Annotated in this window: 30 protein-coding genes; 20 read left to right on the top strand and 10 right to left on the bottom strand. The window is 58.7% G+C overall.

Annotated elements, in window-relative coordinates:
* Positions 1-31: 31 nt before the first annotated feature.
* The 12 genes from flgK (at position 32) to C5748_RS14570 (ending at position 9,043) form a co-directional block, all read left to right on the top strand.
* Entirely contained in the window at positions 32-1,504 is a 1,473-nt protein-coding gene (flgK, locus tag C5748_RS14625; protein WP_105742680.1) for a flagellar hook-associated protein FlgK, read from the top strand.
* Between the two features lie 2 nt (positions 1,505-1,506).
* A complete protein-coding gene (locus C5748_RS14620) occupies positions 1,507-2,556 on the top strand; it encodes a flagellar hook-associated family protein (RefSeq protein ID WP_105742679.1) in 1,050 nt (349 codons plus the stop codon).
* Between the two features lie 75 nt (positions 2,557-2,631).
* Positions 2,632-2,976 carry a flagellar biosynthesis regulator FlaF gene (flaF, locus tag C5748_RS14615; protein ID WP_105742678.1) on the top strand — a complete coding sequence of 115 codons (345 nt, stop codon included), beginning with the start codon at positions 2,632-2,634 and terminating at the stop codon, positions 2,974-2,976.
* 2 nt (positions 2,977-2,978) lie between these two features.
* Positions 2,979-3,437: a flagellar biosynthesis repressor FlbT gene (gene flbT, locus C5748_RS14610; RefSeq protein WP_105742677.1), complete on the top strand. Its 459-nt coding sequence runs from the start codon at positions 2,979-2,981 to the stop codon at positions 3,435-3,437.
* Positions 3,434-3,844: a flagellar hook assembly protein FlgD gene (gene flgD, locus C5748_RS14605; RefSeq protein ID WP_105742676.1), complete on the top strand. Its 411-nt coding sequence runs from the start codon at positions 3,434-3,436 to the stop codon at positions 3,842-3,844. Before flbT ends, flgD begins: the two co-directional genes overlap by 4 nt.
* Positions 3,845-3,865: 21 nt before the next feature.
* Positions 3,866-4,132 (top strand): flagellar biosynthesis protein FliQ, encoded by a 267-nt coding sequence (gene fliQ / locus C5748_RS14600; protein ID WP_105742675.1) that lies wholly within the window; start codon positions 3,866-3,868, stop codon positions 4,130-4,132.
* 71 nt (positions 4,133-4,203) lie between these two features.
* Positions 4,204-6,294 carry a flagellar biosynthesis protein FlhA gene (flhA, locus tag C5748_RS14595; RefSeq protein WP_105742674.1) on the top strand — a complete coding sequence of 697 codons (2,091 nt, stop codon included), beginning with the start codon at positions 4,204-4,206 and terminating at the stop codon, positions 6,292-6,294.
* Positions 6,295-6,306: 12 nt separating this feature from the next.
* Positions 6,307-7,077: a flagellar biosynthesis protein FliR gene (gene fliR / locus C5748_RS14590; protein WP_105742673.1), complete on the top strand. Its 771-nt coding sequence runs from the start codon at positions 6,307-6,309 to the stop codon at positions 7,075-7,077.
* A 35-nt stretch (positions 7,078-7,112) separates the two neighbouring features.
* Positions 7,113-7,484 carry a hypothetical protein gene (locus C5748_RS14585; protein WP_105742672.1) on the top strand — a complete coding sequence of 124 codons (372 nt, stop codon included), beginning with the start codon at positions 7,113-7,115 and terminating at the stop codon, positions 7,482-7,484.
* Positions 7,485-7,531: 47 nt separating this feature from the next.
* Positions 7,532-8,119, top strand: coding sequence for a rod-binding protein (locus C5748_RS14580; RefSeq protein ID WP_105742671.1), 588 nt, complete (start codon positions 7,532-7,534; stop codon positions 8,117-8,119).
* Between the two features lie 34 nt (positions 8,120-8,153).
* A complete protein-coding gene (locus C5748_RS14575; protein WP_245581811.1) occupies positions 8,154-8,567 on the top strand; it encodes a flagellar protein FlgN in 414 nt (137 codons plus the stop codon).
* Positions 8,564-9,043, top strand: a complete 480-nt coding sequence (locus C5748_RS14570) for a hypothetical protein (RefSeq protein WP_105742669.1) — start codon at positions 8,564-8,566, stop codon at positions 9,041-9,043. The genes C5748_RS14575 and C5748_RS14570 overlap by 4 nt, the downstream gene beginning before the upstream one ends.
* Before the next feature lie 22 nt (positions 9,044-9,065).
* Here C5748_RS14570 and C5748_RS14565 read toward each other — a convergent pair whose 3' ends face one another.
* The 5 genes from C5748_RS14565 to C5748_RS14545 all read right to left on the bottom strand — a co-directional run bounded on the left by C5748_RS14565 (position 9,066) and on the right by C5748_RS14545 (position 12,371).
* Positions 9,066-9,401, bottom strand: a complete 336-nt coding sequence (locus C5748_RS14565; protein ID WP_105742668.1) for a PilZ domain-containing protein — start codon at positions 9,399-9,401, stop codon at positions 9,066-9,068.
* 58 nt (positions 9,402-9,459) lie between these two features.
* A complete protein-coding gene (locus C5748_RS14560; protein ID WP_105742667.1) occupies positions 9,460-10,062 on the bottom strand; it encodes an acyl-homoserine-lactone synthase in 603 nt (200 codons plus the stop codon).
* Between the two features lie 243 nt (positions 10,063-10,305).
* On the bottom strand, positions 10,306-10,704 hold the full coding sequence (locus C5748_RS14555) for a Fur family transcriptional regulator (protein ID WP_105742666.1): 399 nt from the start codon (positions 10,702-10,704) through the stop codon (positions 10,306-10,308).
* A 4-nt stretch (positions 10,705-10,708) separates the two neighbouring features.
* Positions 10,709-11,521, bottom strand: coding sequence for an iron chelate uptake ABC transporter family permease subunit (locus tag C5748_RS14550; protein ID WP_105742665.1), 813 nt, complete (start codon positions 11,519-11,521; stop codon positions 10,709-10,711).
* Positions 11,514-12,371, bottom strand: a complete 858-nt coding sequence (locus C5748_RS14545) for an ATP-binding cassette domain-containing protein (RefSeq protein WP_105742664.1) — start codon at positions 12,369-12,371, stop codon at positions 11,514-11,516. The genes C5748_RS14550 and C5748_RS14545 overlap by 8 nt, the downstream gene beginning before the upstream one ends.
* Positions 12,372-12,488: 117 nt before the next feature.
* Here C5748_RS14545 and C5748_RS14540 point away from each other — a divergent pair, with 117 nt between their 5' ends.
* Positions 12,489-13,562, top strand: coding sequence for a zinc ABC transporter substrate-binding protein (locus C5748_RS14540; protein ID WP_105742663.1), 1,074 nt, complete (start codon positions 12,489-12,491; stop codon positions 13,560-13,562).
* 69 nt (positions 13,563-13,631) lie between these two features.
* Here the strand turns inward: C5748_RS14540 and C5748_RS14535 are convergent, their stop codons facing one another.
* From C5748_RS14535 to C5748_RS14515, 5 genes are all read right to left on the bottom strand, one after another.
* Entirely contained in the window at positions 13,632-14,066 is a 435-nt protein-coding gene (locus C5748_RS14535; RefSeq protein ID WP_105742662.1) for an RrF2 family transcriptional regulator, read from the bottom strand.
* Between the two features lie 121 nt (positions 14,067-14,187).
* Complete coding sequence (gene nagA, locus C5748_RS14530) at positions 14,188-15,357, bottom strand: N-acetylglucosamine-6-phosphate deacetylase (protein WP_105742661.1); 1,170 nt, start codon at positions 15,355-15,357, stop codon at positions 14,188-14,190.
* Positions 15,354-16,385: an SIS domain-containing protein gene (locus tag C5748_RS14525; protein ID WP_425350254.1), complete on the bottom strand. Its 1,032-nt coding sequence runs from the start codon at positions 16,383-16,385 to the stop codon at positions 15,354-15,356. Before C5748_RS14525 ends, nagA begins: the two co-directional genes overlap by 4 nt.
* On the bottom strand, positions 16,382-17,182 hold the full coding sequence (locus C5748_RS14520) for a GntR family transcriptional regulator (protein ID WP_105742659.1): 801 nt from the start codon (positions 17,180-17,182) through the stop codon (positions 16,382-16,384). Before C5748_RS14520 ends, C5748_RS14525 begins: the two co-directional genes overlap by 4 nt.
* Positions 17,175-18,080: a glucosamine kinase nucleotide-binding domain-containing protein gene (locus C5748_RS14515; protein WP_105742658.1), complete on the bottom strand. Its 906-nt coding sequence runs from the start codon at positions 18,078-18,080 to the stop codon at positions 17,175-17,177. The genes C5748_RS14520 and C5748_RS14515 overlap by 8 nt, the downstream gene beginning before the upstream one ends.
* A gap of 167 nt (positions 18,081-18,247) precedes the next feature.
* Between C5748_RS14515 and C5748_RS14510 the strand changes: the two genes are divergently transcribed.
* The 7 genes from C5748_RS14510 to C5748_RS28215 all read left to right on the top strand — a co-directional run bounded on the left by C5748_RS14510 (position 18,248) and on the right by C5748_RS28215 (position 24,816).
* Positions 18,248-19,171 carry an N-acetylmuramic acid 6-phosphate etherase gene (locus C5748_RS14510; RefSeq protein WP_105742657.1) on the top strand — a complete coding sequence of 308 codons (924 nt, stop codon included), beginning with the start codon at positions 18,248-18,250 and terminating at the stop codon, positions 19,169-19,171.
* Between the two features lie 76 nt (positions 19,172-19,247).
* Positions 19,248-20,507 (top strand): ABC transporter substrate-binding protein, encoded by a 1,260-nt coding sequence (locus C5748_RS14505; RefSeq protein ID WP_105742656.1) that lies wholly within the window; start codon positions 19,248-19,250, stop codon positions 20,505-20,507.
* Positions 20,508-20,780: 273 nt separating this feature from the next.
* Positions 20,781-21,710: a carbohydrate ABC transporter permease gene (locus tag C5748_RS14500; RefSeq protein ID WP_105742655.1), complete on the top strand. Its 930-nt coding sequence runs from the start codon at positions 20,781-20,783 to the stop codon at positions 21,708-21,710.
* 10 nt (positions 21,711-21,720) lie between these two features.
* Entirely contained in the window at positions 21,721-22,560 is an 840-nt protein-coding gene (locus tag C5748_RS14495) for a carbohydrate ABC transporter permease (RefSeq protein WP_105742654.1), read from the top strand.
* Positions 22,557-23,627, top strand: coding sequence for a Gfo/Idh/MocA family protein (locus tag C5748_RS14490; protein ID WP_105742653.1), 1,071 nt, complete (start codon positions 22,557-22,559; stop codon positions 23,625-23,627). Before C5748_RS14495 ends, C5748_RS14490 begins: the two co-directional genes overlap by 4 nt.
* A 28-nt stretch (positions 23,628-23,655) precedes the next feature.
* The gene (locus tag C5748_RS14485; RefSeq protein WP_105742652.1) at positions 23,656-24,672 is read left to right on the top strand and encodes an ABC transporter ATP-binding protein; all 1,017 of its coding nucleotides are present in this window, start codon (positions 23,656-23,658) and stop codon (positions 24,670-24,672) included.
* Positions 24,673-24,816 carry a hypothetical protein gene (locus tag C5748_RS28215; protein ID WP_158259863.1) on the top strand — a complete coding sequence of 48 codons (144 nt, stop codon included), beginning with the start codon at positions 24,673-24,675 and terminating at the stop codon, positions 24,814-24,816. It abuts the gene before it with no gap.
* Positions 24,817-24,916 lie beyond the last annotated feature (100 nt).

The raw sequence follows: 24,916 nt of genomic DNA, 5'->3' as shown, positions 1-24,916 counted from the left end.
CCTTTTTGATGCGGGCGGGATTGGATAGAGGATGTCACTAAGTTCTGCATTGCTTACGGCCCAGAGTTCTCTTTCGGCTACGTCGAAGCAAACGGCGTTGATATCGAAAAACATAGCCGGCGCAAGCGATCCAAACTATGTCAAGCGCACAGCGTCGCTGGTGTCGGGCGCCTACGGCTCGGTCTATGTGAACGTCAGCCGGTCGGCTGACGAGGCGCTGCTGACACGTTATATCCAGACAAACAGCCAGAGCGCATCGTCGAACATACTCACCACCGGGCTCAATCGTTTATCCTCGCTCTATTCGGCCGATGATTATTCGGGCTCGCCCGCGGCCCTCATCGGCGATCTGCGCGATGCGCTGCAGACATACGCCGCTCAGCCCGGCCAGAGCACGACAGCCGGTGATACGGTCGTCGACAAGGCCGTGGGACTTGCTAATGCGCTCAATGAGGGCACCTCGCAGATCCAGACGCTACGCGCCGATGCCGACGCTGACATCGCCGCCTCGGTCGATAGCATCAATGATTTGTTGGCGAAGTTCGAGCAGGTCAACAGCAGCATCGTCAATGGCACTCGATCCGGCGCCGATGTATCGGATTTTCTCGATCAGCGGGATTCGATACTGAAACAATTGTCAGGTGAGATCGGCATCACCACCATGTCCCGGGCCGACAACGACATGGTGATCTTTGCCGAAACCGGCGTGACGCTGTTCGAAAAGACCGCGCGCAAGGTGAGCTTCGAACCAACGGTGGCTTTTGCCACGGGAACGAGCGGCAACAATGTCTATGTGGACGGGGTGCCGCTATCGCACAGTACCTTCGAGCAGCCTTATGGGACCGGGCGTCTGAGCGGCTTGCTGCAATTGCGCGATCAGGTCGCCCCGGATTATCAAAGCCAGCTCGATGAAATCGCCAGAAGTCTTGTCACCCTCTTTTCGGAGACGGATCAGACATCCTCCGGTCTGCCCGCCATCACGGGGCTTTTCAGTTATTCGGGCTCGCCAGATGTGCCGGCTGATGGAACGCTTCTGCCCGGCATCGCGGGAACGATCCGCATCTCTTCAGCTTATATCCGTTCCGAAGGCGGTAGCTCCGAGTTATTGCGTGACGGAGGTGGGCCGGACAATGACCCAGCCTATGTCTACAACAGCGAGAATTCCGCCGGATTTTCGGACCGGTTACAGCAACTGATCGGGTCCATAGGCGAACCGCGCAGTTATGATCCTGCCGCGGGTGGCGGAACGAACCTCAGCGTCATCGATTACAGCAGTGCTTCGACAAGCTGGCTTGAAGGCAAGCGCCAGACCGCATCGGCCAACAAAGACTATAATTCGACCGTGTCATCGCGTGCCGAGCAGGCACTTTCCAATGCCTCGGGCGTCGATATCAACGAAGAGATGGCGCTCCTTCTCCAACTCGAACAATCCTTTCAGGCGTCAAGCCGGGTTCTGTCAACCGTCGGCTCGATGCTCGACGATCTTCTCGCTGCGGTAAGGTAATCATGAAAGCTCAATCTGTCTCGTCCTACGCACTTTCAAATGCCTTGCGTTCAGTCGTTTCCAAGGCGCAGACGGAGTTATTGAAAGCGCAACAGGAAGCAAGCACAGGCGCGGTATTCGACGTGGGGCTGGCCTTAGGCGCACGTTCCGGCCAGACCATTTCGCTGCGCAAGGAATATGACAGGCTGTCATCGCTGACCGACACGAACAATCTCATATCCCAGCGGATGAAGACGTCACAGACGGCGATCAGCGGCATCATAGATGGGGCCCAGGATTTCCTGGCCAATCTGACAGGCGCAACATCGACCGAGGCAGGAAAAAACACGATCGTCCAGAGTGCAAAGTCAGCGCTTCAGACGGCGACGGGCCTCCTCAACAGCAGCTATGCGGGCGAGTATATCTTTGCCGGGGTAAACACCGATGTGAAGCCGGTCGGCGACTATTTGGCCGACGACAGCACCGCCAGGCCGGCCATTCAAACCGCGTTCGAGAATCATTTCGGATTTGCGATGGATGATCCCCAGGTCGCGGACATCACCGCTTCGGATATGGAGGTGTTCCTCGATACGACATTCGCCGATGAATTCAGCAGCACGAACTGGAGCGACAACTGGTCCTCGGCTTCGAGCACGGTCGTCAAGAGCCGTATCGCGCCGACCGAACTCGCCGAGACATCGGTCAGTGCCAATGGAGAGGGCTTCCGCAAGGTGGCGATGAGCTTCACCATGGTCGCCGAGTTTGGCAATATCGGTCTGAATGACAATGCCTTTTCCGCCTTGATCGACAAGGCCCTTGCCACGACAACCGGGGCGATCACATCGGTTTCGCAATCGCAGTCGACGCTCGGAATCGCCGAGGCCCGCACGACAAGTGCCAATACGCGCATTGCGGCGCAGCTCAATATTCTCAACAACTCGGTTCTCGATCTCGAAGCCGTCGATCCCTATGAGGCAGCGACGCGGGTCAGCGCTTTGACGTCGCAGATCGAGACCTCCTACGCGATGACCGTCAGGCTTATGAATATGAGTCTCCTCAATTACTTGAGGTAATCATTTGAAGTAAAGATTCGGGAATTTAAAGTAAAACTTGAGAATTCATTTGCCTTTAATACCCCTGGAGATGACATGTATCAAATCCGCTATGAAGATGTGATGAGTGAAGATGCGGCAAGCGCCAAGGAGCGCGAGGGCCTGCTCTTCGATCGATCCATCGATCTGCTCTTGGCCGCGCGCGAACATGGCGCCTCCTCCCGGGAAGGCATCAACGCCGGCTATTTCACGATGCGGCTGTGGACGACGCTGATCGAGGATCTCGGCAGCGCCGAAAATGCACTGCCGGAGGAACTCAAGGCTGCGATCATTTCCATCGGCATTTTCATTCTCAAGGAAATGGAACGGATAAGGCAGGGCCAATCCGACGATTATGATTCCATCATCGATATCACCCGCACGATCAGGGACAGTCTTTAGATATGGCACCGGCGTCTAAAAACACCATTCGTCTTTCGCTTCGTGCGGGAGAGAAGATCTACATCAATGGCGCGGTACTTCGCGCCGATCGTAAGGTTTCCCTCGAGCTTTTGAACGACGCCACCTTTCTTCTGGAAAGCCATGTCCTGCAGCCCGAGCAGACGACGACGCCGCTGCGCCAGCTTTATTTCGCCGCCCAGATCATGCTCATCAATCCGTCCATCGGCGCGGAAGCCCGCGAAACATTCAAGAAGATGCTGAAGACGACGCTGAACACGTTCGAGGATGCCGATATCCTGAAAGGATTGAAGCTCGTCGACGAACTCGTGCACCAGGGCCGTGTATTCGAAGCGCTGAAAACCCTTCGTGGCCTTTATCCCGGCGAGGCAAGGATCATGGACGGCGGCGGTATTGGATGTGAACCAGCAATTCTGACCCAGCCTTCGGAGGCCATGGCATGACGACGACACCGAGCGTTTCCAACCAGACGACGAACACCAACACATCGCCCACGACTTCCACGACCGCGAGTGCGGCATCGGCGGATTATCAGTCCTTCCTGAAACTGCTTGTCGCGCAGATGAAGAACCAGGATCCGACAGAGCCGATGGATTCGACACAATATGTATCGCAGCTGGCGACGTTTTCAAATGTCGAGCAGGCGGTTCAGATGAACAGCAAGCTTGAGCAACTGCTTGGCAGTTTCTCGCTTTCCCAGGCCGACGGTCTGATCGGCCGCACCGTCACGAGCGCCGATGGAACGATCAGTGGCGAAGTGGAATCCGTACGCATCCTGCAGGACGGCATGGTGGCGAAGCTTGCCGACGGCAGCGAACTGGCGATCACGACCGGCGTCACCATAAGCTGAGTTGGGCGAAAGGGGCGGGCGATGAACGAAGCCGATGCGCTCGATATCATCAATTCGGCGATCTGGACGATTCTCGCCGCCAGCGGTCCTGCCGTCCTGGCCGCGATGGTCGCGGGCATCGGCATTGCGCTTTTCCAGGCGCTGACGCAGGTGCAGGAAATCACGCTTACCTTCGTGCCGAAGATCGTGGTGATATTCGTCGTCCTGGCCTTTACCGCGCCATTCGTCGGAGCGCAGATCAACGCATTCACGCTTCTCACCTATTCGCGCATCGAAAAGGGGTTTTGAGGAGCGTTTGTGAGCAAATCCCTCGCGCAAGCTTCGTAGTCTAGTCTCCCCGAATATCGTGGGAGAACAGTGTGCAGCAGAGCGCGACAAAATCATTCGGCGACAAAGGATTCCTGACGGGAAGCGACATAGGTTTCGCGGCCGGCATCGTCATCATTCTCACCGTTCTGTTCCTGCCGGTGCCGGCGGTGGTCCTCGATATCGGCCTTGCCTTCTCGATCGCCTTCTCGGTGCTGATCCTGATGGTTTCGCTGTGGATCCAGCGGCCGCTCGATTTCTCCGCCTTCCCGACCGTGCTCCTGATCGCGACGATGATGCGCCTGTCGCTCAACATCGCCACGACGCGCGTGATCCTCACGCATGGCAATGAGGGATATACGGCGGCGGGACACGTCATCCATGGCTTCTCGCAATTCGTCATGGGCGGCGATTTCGTCATCGGGATTGTCGTTTTCTGCATTCTCATCATCGTCAATTTCCTTGTCATCACCAAGGGCGCGTCCCGTATCGCCGAGGTGGGCGCACGTTTCACGCTCGATGCCATTCCCGGCAAGCAGATGGCGATCGATGCGGATCTCTCTTCGGGGCTGATCGATGAGAAGCAGGCGCAGCACCGCCGCCGCGAGCTGGAGGAGGAGAGCTCGTTCTTCGGCTCCATGGACGGTGCGTCGAAATTCGTTCGCGGCGATGCCATTGCCGGTCTCATCATCACGACCGTCAACATCTTCGGCGGCATCATCATCGGCGTCACCCGCCACGGAATGGATGTCTCGCAGGCTGCCGACGTGTTCACCAAGCTTTCCGTCGGCGACGGCCTGGTAACGCAGATACCTGCTCTGATCGTTTCGCTCGCCGCTGGTCTTCTGGTTTCCAAGGGCGGCACGCGCGGCTCGACCGACCAGGCGGTGTTCGGCCAGCTTGGCGCTTACCCGAAGGCGCTGTTCATCGCGGCATTTCTGCTTTTCGTGCTGGGCGTCCTGCCCGGTCTTCCGGCCCTCCCGTTCTTTGGGCTTGCCGCGAGCATGGCTTTCGTCGGCTTTGCCGTTCCGCGCCGTTTGGCCAAACAGCATGAGGCGGACAAAGCGGAAGCGGCGCAAAAGCAGCGGAAGGCGGAGGACGAGGAGCGAAATTCGGTCAAGGCGTCATTGGAGACGGCCCAGATAGAGCTTTGTCTCGGCAAGCAGCTCTCGACAAGGCTTCTCGCCTCGCAGGAAGAGCTCGCTCATCGCGTCAGCAAGATGCGCAAGAAGTTCGCTCTCGAATACGGTTTCGTCATTCCGGAGATCAAGGTCACGGATGATATCTTACTCGGGCCCAAGGCTTACCGGATCAAAATTCACGGCACCGCCGTCGCCTCGAATGCATTGCGCGTAGGCGAGACCTTGGTCGTGCTCGGCGAGCGCACGCCGCCCGACGTGCCGGGCGAGGAAGTTCGCGAGCCGGCTTTCGGCATGAGGGCCTATTCTGTGCCCGAGACGTTCGCGGCCGAGCTGAAGCGCGATGGCTATATGACGGTGGACAATCTTTCCGTCCTGTTGACCCATTTGAGCGAAATCATCCGCAACAATCTGGCGCAGCTTCTGTCCTACAAGGACATGCGCATCCTGCTCGACAGGCTTGGGCCGGAATATCGCAAGCTTCTCGACGATATCTGCCCCGGCCACCTTTCCTATTCCGGGCTTCAGGCGGTGCTCAAACTCCTGCTCGCGGAACGGGTTTCGATCCGCAATCTTCATCTCATTCTGGAAGCCATCGCCGAGATCGCACCGCATCTGCGGCGCTCCGAACTGATCGTCGAACACGTGCGGATGCGCATGGCGCAGCAGATATGCGGCGATCTTTCGGAGGACGGAATTCTCAATGTGCTGCGCCTCGGCAATCGCTGGGATCTGGTCTTCCACCAGAGCCTCAAGCGGGATGCCAAGGGCGAGGTGATCGAATTCGATATCGATCCGCGTCTGCTCGAACAGTTCGGCACCGAAGCGAGCACGGCGATCCGCAAGCATCTGGACAGCGGCGAGCGCTTCGTGCTGGTGGCTTCGCCCGAGGCGCGGCCCTATATCCGCATGATTATCGAGCGGCTCTTCGCCACGCTTTCCGTGCTGTCCCATGTGGAAATCGCGCGCGGCGTCGAGGTGAAGTCGCTCGGGACAATTTCGTAAGAGCGCGGCGGCATGCTGTTATCAGCGCTTTCGGTACCGCTCAATGAAATGGTGCTGACCGCATTTCTGGTCTTTGCCAGGGTGGGAGCCTGCCTGATGGTGATGCCCGGGATTTCGAGCCCGCGCATTCCTATGCCTGTCCGGCTTTTTCTGGCGCTTGCCTGTTCGCTGATGGTCGTTCCACTGGTTCAGCCGCGATTGGAGACCACGCTTGAGAACGCGCAGTCATGGACGATATTGCGGATGATCGTGACGGAAAGCATTGTCGGCGGATTGATCGGCATTTTGGCGCGGATCTATTTCTGGGCACTGCAATTCATGGCTGGTGTCATCGCCATGGCGATCGGCTATACCGGTTCGCCGGGCGGAACGATCGAGGAGTCTGAACCACAGGCGATCGTCGCCAGCATCATCACGCTTTCCGCACTCTTCCTGTTCTTCGTGACCGATCTGCATCAGGAGGTGTTGCGGGCGCTGCTGTCCTCCTATTCCGTTATCCCGATCGATAGCGGTTTGCGGCCCGATGCGGCGCTGGTGGATATAACCGATGCCTTCTCCAACGCTTTCACCGGCACCTTGCGGATCGCCGCGCCATTCCTTGTCTTCGCGATCCTGGTCAATATCGCGATCGGCCTCATCAACAAGCTGACGCCGACAATCCCGGTTTATTTCATTTCGCTGCCGTTCGTGCTGGCCGGTGGCATGGTGCTGATCTATTTCCTGCTGCCGGAGCTGCTGAGCTTCTTCATTTCGGAAGTCGGCGTTCATCTGCGCAGCTTTTAGGGGTCTGCATGCAGGATATCGGGAGCTTGAAGAGAATGACCGCCGTTCAGTCGCTGCTGAAAGCGCGGCTGGAGATGACGATCTCTCATCTTGCCGCCGGTCTGGCGGAGATCGCAGCCGAAAACGGCGAATTATTCGCGATGCAGGATCGCCGTTATGAGGGTGGTGCGGCTTTCGTGGATGCAGCGGCAATCCTGGCGCGGCTCAATGCCAATATGCGCCGCAAGACACAGCTGGAAAATGAGCTTGCTGCCGAGCGGCAGGCTCTGCTTCAGGCGTCGCGCAGGCTGGATGTGCTGGAAAGCAGGATATCCGATTGCAGGCGAGAGCGGGAAAGAAAAGCTGAAACTGACATCATCGAGGAATTGATAGCCGGCAAAATGCGTTTCGGCTCAAGCTTGCCGTAAGTTTGGCAGGATAAAGTGAGTTGGAATAAGAAAGGGTATTCATCGACATGGCGATAAATCCGCCGTCAGACATTGTGCTCGATGTTGCAAATGCGGCTGATCCTGAAAAACTCAGGGCTTCCGTCGAGCGGCTGCGTTTGCTTGGGTCGTCACAAGTGTCGTCACGGGCGTCGAGCGTTTCATCATCCGCGCAGGAAGCTTTTTCGGTCGAGGCCGCTCCTTTGGACAGAGCGGTATCAAAGGGCACCGGGTACAGTCCTGCCTATACGAAGTTCGAAGCCTTCATGCTGCAATCTTTCGTCCAGTCGATGTTTTCCGAGGATACGAATGCGGTTTTCGGGCAGGGCATTTCCGGCGAATACTGGAAATCGATGATGGCGGAGGCAATAGCGCAGAAAATGGCCGATGCTGGCGGGATCGGCATTGCCCGCATGCTGCAGGCGCAAAGCACGCGGCTCGCCCAGGCCGATATGCCCGTTACAGCCACATTGATGAATGTGAAATCGCTGGAGGCCGGATCGGGAGACACGCAATCTCTCTCCACGGATATTCTCCGTCAAGCCGAACGCCAGCTCATACAGCAACAATTGAATAATACCGATGCGGATACGGATCCGAACCCGCACACATCCTGAGGAACCCCCAATGACATCCAATTCTTCCGAAAAAATGCCTTCCACGCCGGAAGCCGGCTCATCAACCAAGGGTGGTAAGGAAGCCATCCTGAAGCCGGTCGTGCTTGCGATACAGCGTCTGGAGAATGTGGTCGAAACGGAGACGCAACTCCTGCTCGACGGCGCAAATCCTGATCTCGGCGAGATCAATGCCCGCAAGAGCAGGGGGCTCTATGACTTTACCCGGGCGATGAACAAGGCGGGGGCGCTTGCCGACGCAGCGGCGCTCAGGACGCTTCAGCCGCTGCTCGACCGGCTGAAGCAGAAGCTCGAACGCAATTGTGAGGCGCTGCAACTGCATCTGCGTGCTGTCGGTGAACTCTCCGACATCATCCGCACGGCGCTCGAAACGCAGGAGGCGGACGGCACCTACAGCATGCAGCATGCACGGGCCGGTCACGCCCTATGATCCGCATTGTCCTGATAGGCTTGTGGATTTGCGCCGTCGCTCTCGGTTCGCTGTTTATCGCGGTGCGTGGTCACGCGCCCGCATCGACAGAAAAGGGCGGGCAGGCGAGTTATCTCGGCGGGATGGACTATGTCAAAACCGACGTGTTCAGCGTGCCGATCATGACCGGCGGTTCGGTGGCCGGCTATATCGTCGCGCAACTGGTCTACACCATCGATTCGAATGCGAAGTCACGGCTCACTGTTCCGCTGGAATATTTCATCAATGACGAGATATTCCGGCAGTTCTACGGGAGCTATTCCGATACGCGGCAGGTCGAAAAGGTGAATTTCGAGATGGTTCGAAAATCCGTGATCGATGGTATCAATCAGCGGTTCCCCGAACCGGTGATCCAGGATCTCCTGGTCGAACAGTTCAGCTATATTTCGGCCGCCGAAATCCGCGAAATGAACTTGAAGGGCACCGGAGGAAAATAGCTCTTCAGGTCATGACAACGGATCAAAGGGAATAATATTTGCTGGCCAGTTCCGAAAGGCGCGCGTTGCCCAGCGGCTGAACGGTGGGATCATGGCAAAATCTGACGCCCAGCTCCAGGCCGTCGCGCCAGACGACTTCAGCGATGAGCGCCTGGTTGTGGCGGTCGTCGAAAAGCCAGAAGCGGTCGGGCAAGCCCTGCGGATCGGCGACGCGGATCTTCGCACCGCCTCCGGCTATATCGTGCAGCTGGCATTCGATCAGGAAATGACCATCGATATTCACGAGCTTTCCCGAACGCAGCCGTGTGCGGCGGCGCTCGGAGCCACGTTTCTCTGGCACAGAAGCAGGGCCGGTCATCGGCAAAAACCTGCAAGATCGAGACTGGCGGGGCCTTCCGTTTTACCGGAATATCCCGTTACGCCACTTGCGTCATCGATCCTGCCCATTTCAGCCTCGCCGCGGATTCCTCGTTGACTTCCCATGCCACACAAAGGATTTCGGAACCGTTAGGTTCGATCCGCGAGCCGAGAATTTCGGAGGGGACCCGCAGCGAACGGGACAATTCGAATACTGTGCGCTCGCAGACAGCGATGTGACGGTTGACGCCCTGCTGGATGCCATATTCGATGGCGCCGAGCGAGAGTTCGATGGCCACGCGATTGATGCCGCTGTTGAACTTAAGATGTGAGGCGGAGGGGGAAACGCAGAAACGTGTCGTCTCCCATACACGCGGCGACATGATGCTGGTGCGATCCGGGATAAGATCGGAAAAGACTTCCCATGTCAGGGTTGGACCTGTCGTGACCATCTGGCGAAGGCCGCCGAGCAGTTGACCGTCCGCCGTAGTCGACAGAATGTACATACAGTCCATCGTATCGTAGATATCTCTTTCGGTATCTCCGGTGACGTTCACGCTCCAGCCGAGCTTGTCGTGAAATATCGTTTTGCGCAGACGAAAATAATCGTCAAGCAACGAACGGTATTGTGGCCTTTGTTGCGGATGGATATAGTGAAGCATGATTGTCCCCCTTATTCGCCTAAGCAAGATGGTTGAGGCGAAATTGACGAGCCCCGCCTACCGCAATTCCGAACAAAGCGCCGGTCCGTCCGCCATGTGCGGATATTTGCAGGGCAAATGTGAAAAGAGATTTAAGTTAATAGTTAGAGTTGTATCTTTTAAAGATTGTAACGACTAAAAATAGTTTTGTAGCGCATTTCGCGCATGAGTTGCAAGTTTTCAATGCGACACTATGCGAGGATATCAACTGTTTAAGCAACTAGCGCAGGTTCCGCGGATTTCTACCGTTGTCTTGGAGGGTTTGAATCCATTCTGGCCGGTCCAGTCTCTAACCTGTTCTTCAATGACGACATCCGAGAATTCCGATACCTGACCACATTTTTCGCAAATGGCGAATGCAATCAGCCCGTGTTCCCCGCAATGAGGATGTGCACAGGCGACGAAGGCGTTGAGGCTTTCGAGCCGGTGAACCATGCCGTAGTCCAGGAGCTTATCGAGCGCGCGATAGACCTGTAGCGGCGCGCGGAAGCCATCGTCGCGTAGCCGGTCCAAGATGGTATAGGCGCTCAACGGGCTTTCGGCTTTCGTCAGAGCGTTGAAGACAAGGGCCTGATTGCGGGTGAGCTCGTGAGTGGCTGTCATTGGCTTAGCGTCCGCGCGCGGTTGATGGCTGGAACATATGTAGTGGCAACAGGCTCAAAATGAAAACCCCCAAAGCGGCAACGACGATGGACGGGCCGGATGGGGTGTCGAAGCGCAGCGATCCGAAAAGGCCGGCCACCACCGCGGCCGCACCGATGAGAGACGCAAAAACCGCCATCTGTTCCGGCGTTGCCGAAAGGCGCCGGGCGGTTGCGGCCGGAATGATCAGGAGTGCTGTGATCAGAAGTATGCCGACGATCTTCATCGCGATGGCGATGACGATGGCCATGAGCAGCATGAAGACGATGCGCGAGAACTCCGGGTGGAGGCCTTCCGCCTTTGCCACATCTTCATTGACGGTCGCGGCGAGCAGGGGGCGCCAAAGCCATAGCATGACCAGCAGGACGGCCAGACCGCCGCCATAGATGAAGGCGATATCGGTTTTCGAAACGGCGAGAATGTCGCCGAACAGAAAACCCAGGAGGTCGACACGTATCCACGTCATGAAGGCGACCATGACCAATCCCAGAGCCAAGGTCGAGTGGGAAAGAATGCCGAGAAGCGAATCTGTGGAGAGCGAATCGCGGCGCTGCAGAAGCAGGAGGAGCCCGGAAATCATCATGGCAACGGCGAAGACGCCGATCATGACATTGATCTCGAAAAAGAAGGCCAATGCGACGCCGAGAAGGGCGGAATGGGCCATGGTATCGCCGAAATAGGCCATGCGCCGCCAGACGATGAAGCAGCCGAGCGGCCCCGTGGTGAGCGCGAGGCCAACGCCGGCGACAAGCGCGCGGGTGAAGAAATCATCAAGCATGGGTGCTTTCTCCTCCCGCCTTCAGGGTTTGTGTGTGGTCATGGTCATGATGATGGCCGTCATGCTCATGGCAGTGATCGGTGACGGATCCGTCCGCATGGCGGACACGCCCGTCGGGAAGATGGGTATGATCGTGACGATGCTCATATACGGCAAGCGGACCCCTGGCCCGTGGGCCGAAGAGCCTTGCATATTCCTCGCTTGACGCGACGTCCTTTGGCGTGCCGCTGCAGCATATATGGCCGTTGAGGCAGATGACGCGATCGGTTGCGGCCATCACTAGGTGCAGGTCGTGCGAGATCAAGAGCACGCCGCAATGGGCCGTGTCGCGCAGTTTCTCAATCAGTTCATAGAGTGCTGCTTCGCCGATGAAATCCACACCCTGCACGGGTTCGTCGAGAACGAGAATGTCCGGTTTGCGCACCATGGCCCTGGCGAGCAGCGCGCGCTGGAACTCGCCGCCGGAGAGATGGCGCATCTCCGCCTTTGCAAGATGGGGAATGCCGACAGCCTCGAGCGCCTGTAGAATATCCTGTTTCTTCTGTGGCGAAGTCAGCGTGATGAGCCGCTCGACGGAAAGCGGGAGCGTCCAGTCGATCGCCAGTTTCTGGGGCACATAGCCGATGCGCAGATCAGGCGCGTGGATCACCCGCCCTTCATCCGGCTTCAAAACCTTGATCGCCAGCTTGGCCGTCGTGCTCTTGCCCGATCCGTTCGGCCCGATCAGGGTGACGATCTCGCCGCGTCTCAATTCGAGATCGATATCGCGGACAAGCCATTTGCCACCCCGGAAGACGCCGGCATTTCTGATTTCTATGAGAGGCGCTGGGGCCGTTTGGCCGGTCGGCATATCGATATTTTCCAGTGAGCACTTGTCATGCCTTATGGCAGACGGTATAGGGTTACGCAACTTATGTAATAAGATAACATATCAGTTGCCGTACATCCGAATTCAATGAGAGGTACCATGAAAATTCTCCGCTCCCTTCTGCTCACCTCCGTCGTTGTTGCATGTGCGGGATCTGCCTTTGCCGCGGACAGGGAAGGTGTTGTCGCCTCGATCAAGCCGATCCATTCGCTGGTCGCCGCCGTGATGGAGGGCGTCGGCGAGCCGACGCTCCTCGTTCGGGGCACCGGTTCGGCGCATGCCTACAGCCTCAGGCCTTCCGATGCGGAGGCAATCGAGCACGCCAAGGTTATTTTCTGGGCCGGGCCTGGAATGGAGACCTTTCTGCAAAAGCCTTTGGAGACGCTTGCAACCGGCGCGGAGATCGTGACGCTGGAAGATGCTCCCGGTCTGACGAAGCTCAAATTCCGTGAAGGCGGTGCGTTCGAAGCGCACAAGCATGATGATGAGGCGGAAGAAGGCCATGATCATGCGCATGAGGAAGGCCATGACGGGCATGGCCATGCGGAGGGCGAAGGGCATGCCCACGATAGTGCGGAGAGCAAGCATGATCATGCGGCGGAAGCCGGGCATGAGGAAGGCCATGAGCATCACGACCATGAAGCGCATGGCGAGTACGATCTGCATTTCTGGCTCGACCCGGAAAATGCTGAGGTTCTCGTAAAGGACATTGCCGAGACGCTGTCGGAATCCGATCCCGCCAATGCCGAACGTTACAAGAGCAATGCGGAAGCCTATTCGGCGAAACTCGACACTCTGACGAAGAACATCGCCGCTGAGCTTGCGCCCGTCAAGGACAAGCCCTTCATCGTCTTCCACGATGCCTATCAGTATTTCGAAAAGCGGTTTGGCGTGAACACGGTGGGTTCGATCACCGTCAGCCCCGAAAACGTGCCTGGAGCGCAGCGTGTTTCGGAAATCCGCGAAAAGGTGAAGCAGCTCGGCGCGACATGCGTCTTTGCGGAACCGCAGTTCGAGCCGCGCCTGGTCAAGACGGTCACCGAAGGCACAACGGCAAAATCCGGTGTGCTCGATCCGCTCGGGGCATCGCTGAAGGACGGTCCCGATCTCTATCCGCAGCTTATCCGCAATCTGGCGGGCTCGTTGAAAGCCTGCCTCTCGGAGGCGAGCTGAAAATCCTTGGCATGATATGGCGTGGCTGATCCCGCCATATCATGCAAGCGGCGTCCAGAGAGCGGCGCCTTATATCTTCAAGAGCTCGTCCATGACGGGTGCGCCGGTTTCCGCAAGCGTTCTGTTGTCGAGAACCGTTGCGATCGCCTCGCGCACATCGAGCATCATCAGCCGGACCTCGCAATTTTCTTCATTGCAATCGTCGCATGGGCGGTAACGCGTCTTGCTGGCGCAGGAAATCGGCGCAAGCGGTCCGTCGAGGATGCGGATGATATTGCCGATACGGATCTCATTGGCGGGCTTCGCCAGACAGAAGCCGCCGCCTTTTCCCTTGCGGCTGTGGACGAAGCCGGCATTGCGCAATTCGGTCAGGATATTGTCGAGAAACTTTCGCGGAATTTGCCGTGCAATCGCAATCGCGTTGACCGATGCAAGTTCGCCTTTTTCGATCTCGGCCAGGTGAACCATTGCCTTGAGACCGTATTTTCCCTTCTTGGTCAGCATGGCCGTTCCTGGGACAATATGCGATCTTTCTTATGGCCGTCGTGGGACGACGGTCTTCACGCCTGTGCGTTCTTATCCCCATGAGAATTAAGAATTCACTCGCCGCACGGCAAGCATTTTCCTAGTCGAAAGGATTCCCGAAGACGATTTCTCCGTCGATGACGGTTCTCTTGATGTCGAGCCCGTTGTCGAGATGCAGGAAGCTGGCGCGCATTCCCTCGCGCAGTGCGCCAAGCTGATCGCCAAGCCCGATGCTGTTGGCGGGATAAAGCGATGCCATGCGCAAGGCTTCGTCAAGCGGCAGGCCGATCGTCCGGTGCATGAAGCGGACCGCCGAGATCATGTCGAGGTCGGCGCCGGCAAGCGTTCCGTCCTCAAGCGTCAGCCGGCCATCGGTGCGGTAGATGGTGCGTCCATTAAGCGTGAAGCTCGTCAGATCCGTACCGATCGTCGACATGGCGTCGGTAACGAGAAAGATATGACCGGGGCCGGTCTTTGCCCGCAGCGCAATACCGATGGCCGCGGGATCGACATGGAGGCCATCGGCGATCAAACCGGCATTGAGGCTGCCGATACCGAGGGCGGCGCCGACCATGCCCGGCTCACGATGACCAAGCGGGCTCATCGCGTTGAAGAGATGGGTCACCATCGAGGCGCCTGATGCTGCAGCCTGCGAAGCGACGGCATAAGAACTGTCGGAATGGCCGAGGCTGACGATGATGCCGGCCTGCACGAGCATCCTGATCTGTTCGTTGGTGATGCTTTCCGGAGCGGCGGTCAGCAGCAGGACGGAAAGATGCTTTCGCGCCTCGACCAGCCGTGCGAAATCGCTGTCATCCATGGGGCGGATGAGGGCTGGATCATGCGCGCCCTTTCTCTTCACCGACAAATGCGGTCCTTCGAGATGCAGGCCGAGGAAGCCCGGCACCTTTGTGCGCTCAGCCTCTTTACCGCCGGCGATGGCGGCGGCCGTTATCTCGCGCGTGTCGGTGATCAGCGTCGGCAGCAATCCGGTCGTGCCAAACCGGGCATGCGCAGCACAAATTGCGTGTATGCCATCGACATCGGGTTTTTCATTGAGCATGACCCCGCCGCCGCCATTGACCTGCACGTCGATGAAGCCGGGTACGATCATCCCGTCATGCATAGAGACTATGCGTATCGCTGAGGGAATGTCATTTTGGGCAACGACGGCCTCGATCAGGCCGCTGCGCAGAATCAGCGCTGCATCGTGCAGCCATTGTTCGCCATCGAAAATACGCGGCGCGGTTACGGCGAATTGTTCGCTCATATGGTTTCGGTCACTTTGCGTAAATGGGGCGGCTGGTCCGGATTAAAGCCGCGATGACGCGACAGGGCTTCGACGAAGCCGTAGAAGGAGACCAGAAGCGCCAGGGGGTCGGTCAGGCGGTGCGGTGTGGCGATGAAGGGCAGGTTTGTCGCCGCGGTCTTGGCGGTCGACGTCACGAAAACCGATGCGCCTTGCGCGGCAATCCGGTCGCAGGTTTCGATGATCGACTGTTCCGCCTGATCGCGGGCGGTCAGCGCAAGCACGGGAAAGGCTTCGCCGACGATGGCTACCGGGCCGTGCAGAACCTCGGCGGCGCTATAGGCTTCGGCGTGGATCGAACTGGTTTCCTTGAATTTGAGCGCCACTTCGCTGGCGATCGCGGTGGACGGGCCGCGCCCCAGGACGAAGAGAGAATCACGGCCTTCCAGTGCATCGGCCAGAGGCGACCAATCGCAGGTGAGCGCGTCGGCGAGGCATCGCGGCAGTTGATCGAGGGCGGAAAGAAGATCCGTATCGTTGGTCCAGTAGGCGAGGAGGCCGAGGCCCGCCACGGCGGAAGCGATGAATGTCTTTGTCGCCGCGACACTTCTTTCGGGGCCGGCGAGGATATCGATCGGGAAATCGCAGGTCTTTGCCAAGGGCGAATCCGGCGAATTGCTGATGGCGAATGTCAGTGCGCCGCTTTCGCGCGCCAGTTCGGCCACCGTCACGATATCAGGGCTTTTCCCAGACTGGGAAATCGCAATGCAGGCGGCGTTGGCAAGCTTGAGCTGAACGCCATAGATCGAAGCGACGGAGGGACCGAGTGAGGCGACGGGAACGCCGGCGGTCAATTCGGTCGCATATTTGAGAAAAGTCGCCACATGATCCGACGATCCACGTGCGATCGAGGCGAGAAAAGCTGGATCCTTTTCGCGCAGCAAGTTGCCTGCCTTGCGCAAGACATCGCTCGATTCGTCGAGGAGACGCGCGACGACATCCGGAATGGAGGCGATCTCGGCATGCATGAGACTGGGTTGTGTGGTCAAAGAACGGCTCCCGCTGATTCCGCCGACTGTCCCGATGGTCCGCTGAGGCGCAGTTCGGCGATGAATTCATAGGCGTCGGCCCGGTAGATCGAGCGGGTAAACTCGATCACCTTGCCGGATTCCAGATAGGAGATGCGCTCGATGTTGAGGCTCGCCGAGCCTGGCTGCACATCGAGAATACGCGCATCATTCTCCTTCAAAATGGCGGCGGAAATACGCTGAATCGCGCGGACCGGTCGATTTCCGCCATCGGCCAGAACCGCGTAAAGCGATGTCGTCACATCTTCGGGGCGGGGCAGGACACTTGCCGCAAGGGCTGCCCGCTCGATCGCCATCGGCGTCTCGTTGGCGACGCGCAGGCGGCTGATGCGGGCGATTTTTTCGCCTGATGTAAGACCCAGCGTCACCATCTCCTCGGGCGAGGGGGCATAAATGCCCCGGTCAAGCCAGACCGAGCGCACGATCATGCCGCGCCGCGCCATATCCTCGGTGAAGGAAGTGAGTTGGGTCAGATATTGTTCCACCGGCTTGACCCGTGGGGCGACGAAGGTGCCCGAACCATGGCGCTGGACAAGCAGTCCTTCCTTCACCAGTTCCTGAACGGCCTTGCGCACCGTGACGCGCGAGACATCCGCCATGCTGGCGATCTCGCGCTCCGGCGGCAGGGCATCGCCTGGCTTGAGGATGCCGCGGGCGACGGCGCTTTCTATGATCCGCTTGAGCTTGACATAAAGCGGGCCGCCGCCCGATGTTTGCGCCGCAATATCGGCGAAGATGGTCTGCATGAGATCAGCCATGATCCGCCTCCTCAGGCGCAAAGAGCTCGACCGCCAGCTTGACGGCGCCGCTGAGCGCATCGCCTAAGGGCGGGTGGAGGCGGGCGCGGTATTTCGGCGAGAGCCTTGATGTGTAGAGTGGGCCAAGGCCGCCGATCAGGCAGAGCCTGTCCTGCTCCGGCGGCATGATCGCGTCGAGCGCTTCCTCGATGGTCTTGACCGATCGGTCGATGAGTAGCAGGGCGAGCCTGTCGCCCTTGTCGGCATATTCGAAGACCAGCGGCGCGTAAGTGCCGAAATCGTTTGGCCTGGCGTCATGCGCGAAGGCGACGATCCTGTGCGGATCGTTGCCGAACATGGCCATGGTCTTTTCCGCCAGGGCTGAGGAGGGATGGACGCCGTCATGCGTCAGCAGCGCCTCTTCGAGCAGGTCGCGGCCCAGACGCGCGCCGCCGCCCAGATCGCTCACCCTGAAACCCCAGCCGCCGATGGTGCGGACATGGCCCTTCTCGCGGGTGATGAACACCGAGCCGGTGCCGAGAATGACGGTGGTTCCGTCGTCGTCGCCCAAGGCGCCCTGGAGCGCGATGGCCGCATCGGATTTCACGGCTGCTCGCGCAAAGGGCAGAAGCTTTTCGAGGCGCGCGCCATTGTTGTTCACATTGGCGCCGGCAAGACCGAGCACTGCCGAGATCGCGCTTGTCGCGCTTATGTCGAGACCAGCTTCCTGCAATGCCTGACCGGTCGCGGACAGGATATTGGCCCGCGCCGTCTCGATATCCGTCATGATATTGGCGGAGCCGCTTTTGCCGCGACCGATGATCCTGCCCGCCCTGTCGGCAAGCGCCGCGCGGCATCCGGTGCCGCCGCCGTCAATCCCCAGAAGATATTCCACGCGATTATGTCTCCTCGCGATCATGATACCAATAAAGCACCAATAGCCAAGAGGGCAAAACCGCCAAATTCAAAATATGCGGGGAAATAAGGAGATTTGCATTGTTGTGGAAATTTGATGACAGAAATCGTTAAGGTCTCTGGACAAGTGGTATTTTTTTGGCATTATCGAGAAAGTGGGAGAACAAGACAATGGCCGTCAATCGGACCGAACAGCTGCATGATGAGGCGAGGGGCCTCGATCATCAGCCGCCACACCAAATCGCAGCCCTCCTTGCCAAGGCTCAAGGTGAGGCCGCCGCTGTCGTGACTCATGTATCCGCCGATATCGCGTGCGCCGCCGATCTGGCTGCGAGCGCATTGGAGCAGGGCGGGCGGCTTGTCTATGCGGCGGCGGGAAGCTCAGGGCTGATGGCGCTGGCCGATGCGCTGGAACTGCCCGGCACGTTCGGCATTGCGCGTGATCGCATCGTCGTTCTCCTTGCGGGCGGCATAGAAAGCCTGACGCATCTGACCGGCGCGCCGGAGGACGATGCGGAGCATGGCGTACGCGACGTTACTGCCGCAAATCTCAATTCAAACGATTGTCTGATCGCCATTTCGGCCAGTGGCTCGACGCCCTATGCCGTGGGCGCTTTGCACGCAGCCAAGAGCCGTGGCCTCAAGACCATCGCCATGGCGAATAATCCGGGCGCGCCCATTTTGGAGCTGGCCAATATCGGTATCCTGCTGGCGACGCCGCCGGAAATCATAGCGGGGTCAACCCGCATGGGCGCGGGAACCGCCCAGAAAATCGCGCTGAACCTGTTGTCGACGCTGGCGGCGATCCGGCTGGGGCATGTCCATGATGGTTACATGGTCAATCTCCATGCCGATAACGCCAAGTTGAAGGCGCGGGCGACGCATATCGTGGCGTCCATCACGAATTGCAGCGAGGAACGCGCGCGGGCCTGTCTTGAACAGGCCGGCGGTTCGGTCAAGCCGGCGGTTCTTCTGGCGGCTGGCGCGGTGGATCTGACGGCTGCGTTACGGCTTCTCGATAGCAACGGACAGAAACTGCGTCCGGCGCTGGTCGAATTGGAAGGGAGCTTCGGCTCCCATTTGAGATCTGCATAATCTTATCCAAAAAGTCTGCAACTTTTTGGGATTATGCAGGAACAACGCGCCTGAAGGCGCAAAGGGGAGAGTTATCATGATGAGCAAGACAATGATCGCAGTGTTGCTCGCGTCAAGCGTTCTCGGCTCGACCGGGGCGGCTTACGCGGAAGATGTGACGCTGAACATCGAGAGCTGGCGCAATGACGATCTGCCGATCTGGAACGAAAAGCTGATCCCCGCCTTCGAGAAGGCTAATCCGGGCATCAAGCTCAAGTTCAATCCTTCCGCGCCCACCGAATATGACGCAGCACTCGGCGCCAAGCTCGATGCCAATACGGCTGGCGACATCATCACCTGCCGCCCGTTCGACAAGTCGCTGGCGCTTTTCCAGAAGGGGCAGCTTGCCTCGCTCAACGATCTGCCCGGTATGAAAGAGTTCAGCCCGGTCGCCAAGTCGGCCTGGGAAACGGATGACGGCAAGACCACCTTCTGCGTGCCGGTCGCGTCCGTCATCCATGGCTTCATCTACAACAAGGATGCGTTCGAAGAACTGGGCCTGAAAGTGCCGCAGACGGAAGACGAATTCTTCGCCGTGCTCGACGCGATCAAGAAGAACGGCACCTACATTCCAATGGCGATGGGCACCAAGGATCTCTGGGAAGCCGCGACCATGGGCTATCAGAATATTGGCCCGAACTACTGGAAGGGCGAGGAAGGCCGCAAGGCGCTGATCGCAGGCACGGAAAAGCTGACCGATCCTGAGTGGGTCGATCCGTTCAAGACGCTGGCGCGCTGGAAGGATTATCTGGGCGACGGCTTCGAGGCGCAGACCTATCCCGACAGCCAGAACCTGTTCACGCTTGGCCGCGCGGCGATCTATCCGGCCGGCTCATGGGAAATCTCCGGCTTCGAGACGCAGGCGCAGTTCAAGATGGGCGCGTTCCCGCCGCCGGTGAAGAAGGCCGGCGACACCTGCTATATCTCGGACCATACCGATCTGGGCATCGGCATGAACGCCAAGACGAAGCATCCGGAAGCGGCGAAGAAGTTCCTCGAATGGGTGGCGTCGCCCGAATTCGCGGAGATCTATTCCAATGCGCTGCCGGGCTTCTTCAGCCTGTCGCCTGCAAAGGTGAAAATGCAGAACCCGCTGGCCCAGGAGTTCGTCTCATGGCGCGACAAGTGCCAGTCGACCATTCGCTCGACGTATCAGATATTGTCGCGCGGAACGCCCAATCTCGAGAATGAGACCTGGGTTGAGTCGGCGAATGTGATCAACGGCACGGATACGCCGGAGCAGGCGGGCGAGAAGCTGCAGAAGGGTCTCGATAGCTGGTACAAGCCGGCGAAGTGAGCAATGGTCCCGGCTCGCGAACGCGGGTCGGGATTTTTGGCTGGCGCTAGGTTCATCCCTCGCCCTTCGAGGCTCGCTTCGCTCGCACCTCAGGATGAGGGATGAACCTACCGTTCCTCATTCTGAGAGGTAGGTGATTGCCGGCTCCGCCCCGCCCCCCACGCGTGACAGGGCGCGACGCTTCAGTAGCCCTCATCCTGAGGTGTGAGCGAAGCGAGCCTCGAAGGGCGAGGGCGGCCCGCCCGGTGAAGAATTTAAAAGGCTGACCGAAGAATGACCACAACCACCGCAAAGAGCAGGCCCGTGCGATGGCATATCGCGGTATTCCTCGCGCCCGCAGTGCTGATCTATACGGCGGTGATGATCCTGCCGCTGTTCGGCACAATGCAATTGTCGCTCTTCCGGGTCGAGAACCAGATATCGGCTTTCGTCGGCCTCGATAATTTCCGCACATTGCTGGGCGATCCGCGCTGGGCGGCGAGCTTCTGGAATGCGCTCAAGAACAATGTCTGGTTTTTCATTGTCCATATGCTGGTGCAGAACCCGATCGGCGTTCTGCTGGCCGCGCTTCTGAGCCATCCGAAATTGCGGTTCAGCACCTTTTACCGGACGGCGATCTTCATCCCGACGATCCTGTCCTTCGTCATCGTCGGTTTCGCATGGAAGCTGATCCTGAGCCCGCTATGGGGCATCGCGCCTAACATGCTCGACGCGGTCGGGCTGAAAAGCCTGTTCGCGCCCTGGCTCGGCCAGGAACAATATGCGCTCACCGCGCTCAGCCTCATTTCCGTCTGGCAGTTCATCGGCATCCCGATGATGCTGATCTATGCCGCACTGCTGTCGATTCCTGACGAGATCATTGAGGCGGCGGAATGCGATGGCATCACCGGCGCCTCACAGTTCTGGAAGATCAAGCTGCCGCTGATCCTGCCTTCCATCGGCATCATTTCGATCCTCACCTTCGTGGGCAATTTCAACGCGTTCGACCTGATCTACACGACGCAAGGGGCGCTGGCCGGGCCGAACTATTCGACCGATATCCTGGGCACTTTCATGTTCCGGACGTTCTTCGGTTTCCAGCTGCAGGTCGGCGACCGCAATATGGGCGCGGCAATCGCGACGGTGATGTTCTTCATCATCCTCATCGGCGTCTGCCTTTATCTTTTCGGCATCCAGCGGCGGATGCGCCGCTATCAGTTCTGAGGAAGCCCCAATGAGCCGCGCCACGCAATCCTGGTCTCGCACCGTCGCCGCCCACGCGATCCTCATCACCTATACGCTGATCGCGCTGTTTCCAGTCGCCATCATCGTCATCAACTCGTTCAAGTCGCGCAATGCGATCTTCCGGTCGCCGCTGCAAATACCGACATCGGAGACCTTCAGCCTGATCGGCTACAAGACCGTCATCGAGCAGGGCAATTTCTTCCTCTATTTCCAGAACAGCCTGATCGTGACGGTGGTATCGATCGCGCTGGTGCTGGTGTTCGGCGCGATGGCTGCTTTTGCGCTGTCGGAATATCGCTTTCGCGGCAACACGTTGATGGGGCTTTATCTGGCGTTGGGGATTATGATCCCGATCCGGCTGGGCACGATTTCCATTTTGCAATTGATGGTCGCGGGCGGACTGGTGGACACGCTGACGGCGTTGATCCTCGTTTATACCGCGCAAGGCTTGCCGCTTGCCGTCTTCATCCTGTCGGAGTTCATGAAGCAGGTGTCCGACGATCTGAAGAATGCCGGGCGCATCGATGGCCTGAGCGAATACCGCATCTTCTTCCGCCTCGTGCTGCCGCTGGTCCGGCCCGCCATGGCGACGGTCGCCGTGTTCACCATGATCCCGATCTGGAACGATCTGTGGTTCCCGCTGATCCTCGCTCCGTCCGAAGAGACAAAGACAGTCACGCTCGGCGCGCAGATGTTCATCGGCCAATATGTCACCAACTGGAACGCGGTGCTGGCCACGCTGTCGCTGGCGATCTTGCCCGTGCTCATCCTTTATTTCTTCTTTTCCCGCCAGCTTATCCGCGGGATCACGGCAGGAGCGGTCAAATGAGCGACAAGAATTTCCAGCCCGTGCGGGTCATGGTCGCCGGACTTGGGCATATGGGATTGAGCCATGCACTCGCCTATCACGCCAATCCGGGCTTCGAGATCGTCGGTCTCGTCAATCGTTCCAAGATTGATTTGCCTGAAGCGCTCAGGGGCTATCCGTTCTTCAACGCGTTTGAAGAAGCGCTGGATAAGCTCAAACCCGATCTCGCCTGCATCGCCACCTATTCCGACAGCCATGCCGATTACGCGGTGATGGCGATGGAAGCGGGCGCGGATGTGTTTGTGGAAAAGCCGCTGGCGACCAATGTCGCGGATGCCAGGCGCGTCGTCGAAATGGCGAAGGCGAGGGGACGCAAACTGGTGGTCGGCTATATCCTGCGCCATCACCCCTCATGGATGCGGTTGATTGCCGAGGCGCGGGCGCTGGGCGGCCCTTATGTCTTCCGCATGAATTTGAACCAGCAATCGAGCGGCGACCACTGGGAAACGCACAAAAAGCTGATGGAGACGACCTCGCCGATTGTCGATTGCGGCGTGCATTATCTCGATGTCATGTGCCAGATCACGGACGCGAAGCCGGTCGAGGTGCGCGGCATGGGGCTGCGGCTTTCGGCCGAAATCGACCCATCGATGTATAATTACGGCCATCTGCAGGTGCTGTTCGATGATGGCTCGGTGGGCTGGTATGAGGCCGCATGGGGGCCGATGATCTCGGAGACGGCGTTCTTCGTAAAAGATGTGATCTCGCCCAATGGCTGCGTTTCCATCGTGGTGGACGAGAGCGCCAAATCCGCCGATATCGACACGCATACGAAGACCTCCGTCATCCGCGTGCATTCGGCGAAGCTTGACGCCGAGGGAAAACCGGCGGAAGCCGACCGGCTTCTCTCCATGGAGGGCGAGCCAGGCCATCAGGGGCTTTGCGATCTCGAACAGGCCTATGTGTTGCGCGCAATCCGCGAGAATATCGATCTCACCCGCCATATGGACGATGCGGTGCAGTCGCTCAACATCTGCCTGGCTGCGGATGAAAGCGTGCGCACGGGCAAGGCCGTCATTCTCGCCTGAAAGCGAATTTAGAGACAGGAATATCGATTTGGGTACGCTGAAACTGGAAAATATCCGCAAGTCCTTCGGTTCGGTCGATGTGCTGAAGGGGATCGACCTCGATGTGAAGGATGGCGAGCTGGTGGTTTTCGTCGGGCCGTCGGGTTGTGGAAAGTCGACGTTGCTGCGGATCATCGCAGGGCTAGAGGACGCCACCTCAGGCGAGGTGCTGATCGACGGCGAGGCTGCCGGCCATATCCCGCCGGCCAAACGCGGCATCGCCATGGTGTTCCAGACCTATGCGCTCTATCCGCATTTGACGGTTCGCGACAATATGGGCCTCGGCCTCAAGCAGGCGAAAATGCCAGCGGACGAGATCACCACACGAGTCGGCAAGGCATCGGCCATGCTGTCGCTCGACGATTATCTGGCACGCCGCCCGGCGGAACTCTCGGGCGGCCAGCGCCAGCGCGTCGCCATCGGTCGCGCTCTGGTGCGCGAGCCGAAACTGTTCCTGTTCGACGAGCCGCTTTCCAATCTCGATGCGGCGTTGCGCGTCAACACCCGGCTCGAAATCGCCCGGTTGCACCGGGAGCTGTCGGCGACCATGATCTATGTGACGCATGACCAGGTGGAGGCGATGACGCTCGCGGACAAGATCGTGGTGCTCAACAATGGCCGGATCGAGCAGATCGGCGCGCCGATGGAGCTCTATAATTCGCCGGCCAATCTGTTCGTCGCCGGTTTCATCGGTTCGCCGAAGATGAATTTCGTCGATGCGGCGCGTCTTAAACATGATCGCTTCGGGCAGGATGGGGTAAAGACGATCGGCGTCAGGCCGGAACACATCACGGTCGACCCGAAGGCAGGCACCTGGCAAGGCAGCGTCATGCATGTCGAGCATCTGGGTGCCGATACCAATCTCTATCTCGACAGCAAGGAAGCCGGGCTCATCACCATCCGGATTTTCGGCGAGTACAGGACCGAGCCGGGAGCACTGCTTTACGCTACGCCTGATCCTGCCAAGACCTACCGCTTCGATGCGGCGGGCCAGGTCATGGCCTGATTGCAACTCGATGCGGATTCGCCGGGTGGGTTGCCGAAAAACGGACGGGCGGCAGCGCCCGTCCGTTTTCATTACCCGGCTTTCAAAAAGCCGATCTTCCCGGTGGAAGAAAAAAACTGGAAAAAAGCGGTTTTATGGAGTTGACAGTTTGGGATTGGGGGCCGTATATAGCGCCACAACGAGGGCGGCGCGCCGCTGGCGGTTGCAGAGTTCGCCCTCGAGACAGGCTTTGAGTTTTCGACTT

The sequence above is a fragment of the Phyllobacterium phragmitis genome, from assembly GCF_002980495.1.
GTDB classification, from domain to species: domain Bacteria; phylum Pseudomonadota; class Alphaproteobacteria; order Rhizobiales; family Rhizobiaceae; genus Paramesorhizobium; species Paramesorhizobium phragmitis.
The sequence above is the reverse complement of the archived record's forward strand: the minus strand, read 5'-3'. Positions and strand labels throughout refer to the sequence as shown.

What these genes read in the sequence shown, in the direction of transcription:
- flgK (WP_105742680.1), top strand. Translation starts at nt 32, where the DNA reads ATGTCACTAAGTTCTGCATTGCTTACGGCCCAGAGTTCTCTTTCGGCT.
- C5748_RS14620 (WP_105742679.1), top strand. Translation starts at nt 1,507, where the DNA reads ATGAAAGCTCAATCTGTCTCGTCCTACGCACTTTCAAATGCCTTGCGT.
- flaF (WP_105742678.1), top strand. Translation starts at nt 2,632, where the DNA reads ATGTATCAAATCCGCTATGAAGATGTGATGAGTGAAGATGCGGCAAGC.
- flbT (WP_105742677.1), top strand. Translation starts at nt 2,979, where the DNA reads ATGGCACCGGCGTCTAAAAACACCATTCGTCTTTCGCTTCGTGCGGGA.
- flgD (WP_105742676.1), top strand. Translation starts at nt 3,434, where the DNA reads ATGACGACGACACCGAGCGTTTCCAACCAGACGACGAACACCAACACA.
- fliQ (WP_105742675.1), top strand. Translation starts at nt 3,866, where the DNA reads ATGAACGAAGCCGATGCGCTCGATATCATCAATTCGGCGATCTGGACG.
- fliR (WP_105742673.1), top strand. Translation starts at nt 6,307, where the DNA reads ATGCTGTTATCAGCGCTTTCGGTACCGCTCAATGAAATGGTGCTGACC.
- C5748_RS14585 (WP_105742672.1), top strand. Translation starts at nt 7,113, where the DNA reads ATGACCGCCGTTCAGTCGCTGCTGAAAGCGCGGCTGGAGATGACGATC.
- C5748_RS14580 (WP_105742671.1), top strand. Translation starts at nt 7,532, where the DNA reads ATGGCGATAAATCCGCCGTCAGACATTGTGCTCGATGTTGCAAATGCG.
- C5748_RS14575 (WP_245581811.1), top strand. Translation starts at nt 8,154, where the DNA reads ATGCCTTCCACGCCGGAAGCCGGCTCATCAACCAAGGGTGGTAAGGAA.
- C5748_RS14570 (WP_105742669.1), top strand. Translation starts at nt 8,564, where the DNA reads ATGATCCGCATTGTCCTGATAGGCTTGTGGATTTGCGCCGTCGCTCTC.
- C5748_RS14565 (WP_105742668.1), bottom strand. Translation starts at nt 9,401, where the DNA reads ATGACCGGCCCTGCTTCTGTGCCAGAGAAACGTGGCTCCGAGCGCCGC.
- C5748_RS14560 (WP_105742667.1), bottom strand. Translation starts at nt 10,062, where the DNA reads ATGCTTCACTATATCCATCCGCAACAAAGGCCACAATACCGTTCGTTG.
- C5748_RS14555 (WP_105742666.1), bottom strand. Translation starts at nt 10,704, where the DNA reads ATGACAGCCACTCACGAGCTCACCCGCAATCAGGCCCTTGTCTTCAAC.
- C5748_RS14550 (WP_105742665.1), bottom strand. Translation starts at nt 11,521, where the DNA reads ATGCTTGATGATTTCTTCACCCGCGCGCTTGTCGCCGGCGTTGGCCTC.
- C5748_RS14545 (WP_105742664.1), bottom strand. Translation starts at nt 12,371, where the DNA reads ATGCCGACCGGCCAAACGGCCCCAGCGCCTCTCATAGAAATCAGAAAT.
- C5748_RS14540 (WP_105742663.1), top strand. Translation starts at nt 12,489, where the DNA reads ATGAAAATTCTCCGCTCCCTTCTGCTCACCTCCGTCGTTGTTGCATGT.
- C5748_RS14535 (WP_105742662.1), bottom strand. Translation starts at nt 14,066, where the DNA reads ATGCTGACCAAGAAGGGAAAATACGGTCTCAAGGCAATGGTTCACCTG.
- nagA (WP_105742661.1), bottom strand. Translation starts at nt 15,357, where the DNA reads ATGAGCGAACAATTCGCCGTAACCGCGCCGCGTATTTTCGATGGCGAA.
- C5748_RS14520 (WP_105742659.1), bottom strand. Translation starts at nt 17,182, where the DNA reads ATGGCTGATCTCATGCAGACCATCTTCGCCGATATTGCGGCGCAAACA.
- C5748_RS14515 (WP_105742658.1), bottom strand. Translation starts at nt 18,080, where the DNA reads ATGATCGCGAGGAGACATAATCGCGTGGAATATCTTCTGGGGATTGAC.
- C5748_RS14510 (WP_105742657.1), top strand. Translation starts at nt 18,248, where the DNA reads ATGGCCGTCAATCGGACCGAACAGCTGCATGATGAGGCGAGGGGCCTC.
- C5748_RS14505 (WP_105742656.1), top strand. Translation starts at nt 19,248, where the DNA reads ATGATGAGCAAGACAATGATCGCAGTGTTGCTCGCGTCAAGCGTTCTC.
- C5748_RS14500 (WP_105742655.1), top strand. Translation starts at nt 20,781, where the DNA reads ATGACCACAACCACCGCAAAGAGCAGGCCCGTGCGATGGCATATCGCG.
- C5748_RS14495 (WP_105742654.1), top strand. Translation starts at nt 21,721, where the DNA reads ATGAGCCGCGCCACGCAATCCTGGTCTCGCACCGTCGCCGCCCACGCG.
- C5748_RS14490 (WP_105742653.1), top strand. Translation starts at nt 22,557, where the DNA reads ATGAGCGACAAGAATTTCCAGCCCGTGCGGGTCATGGTCGCCGGACTT.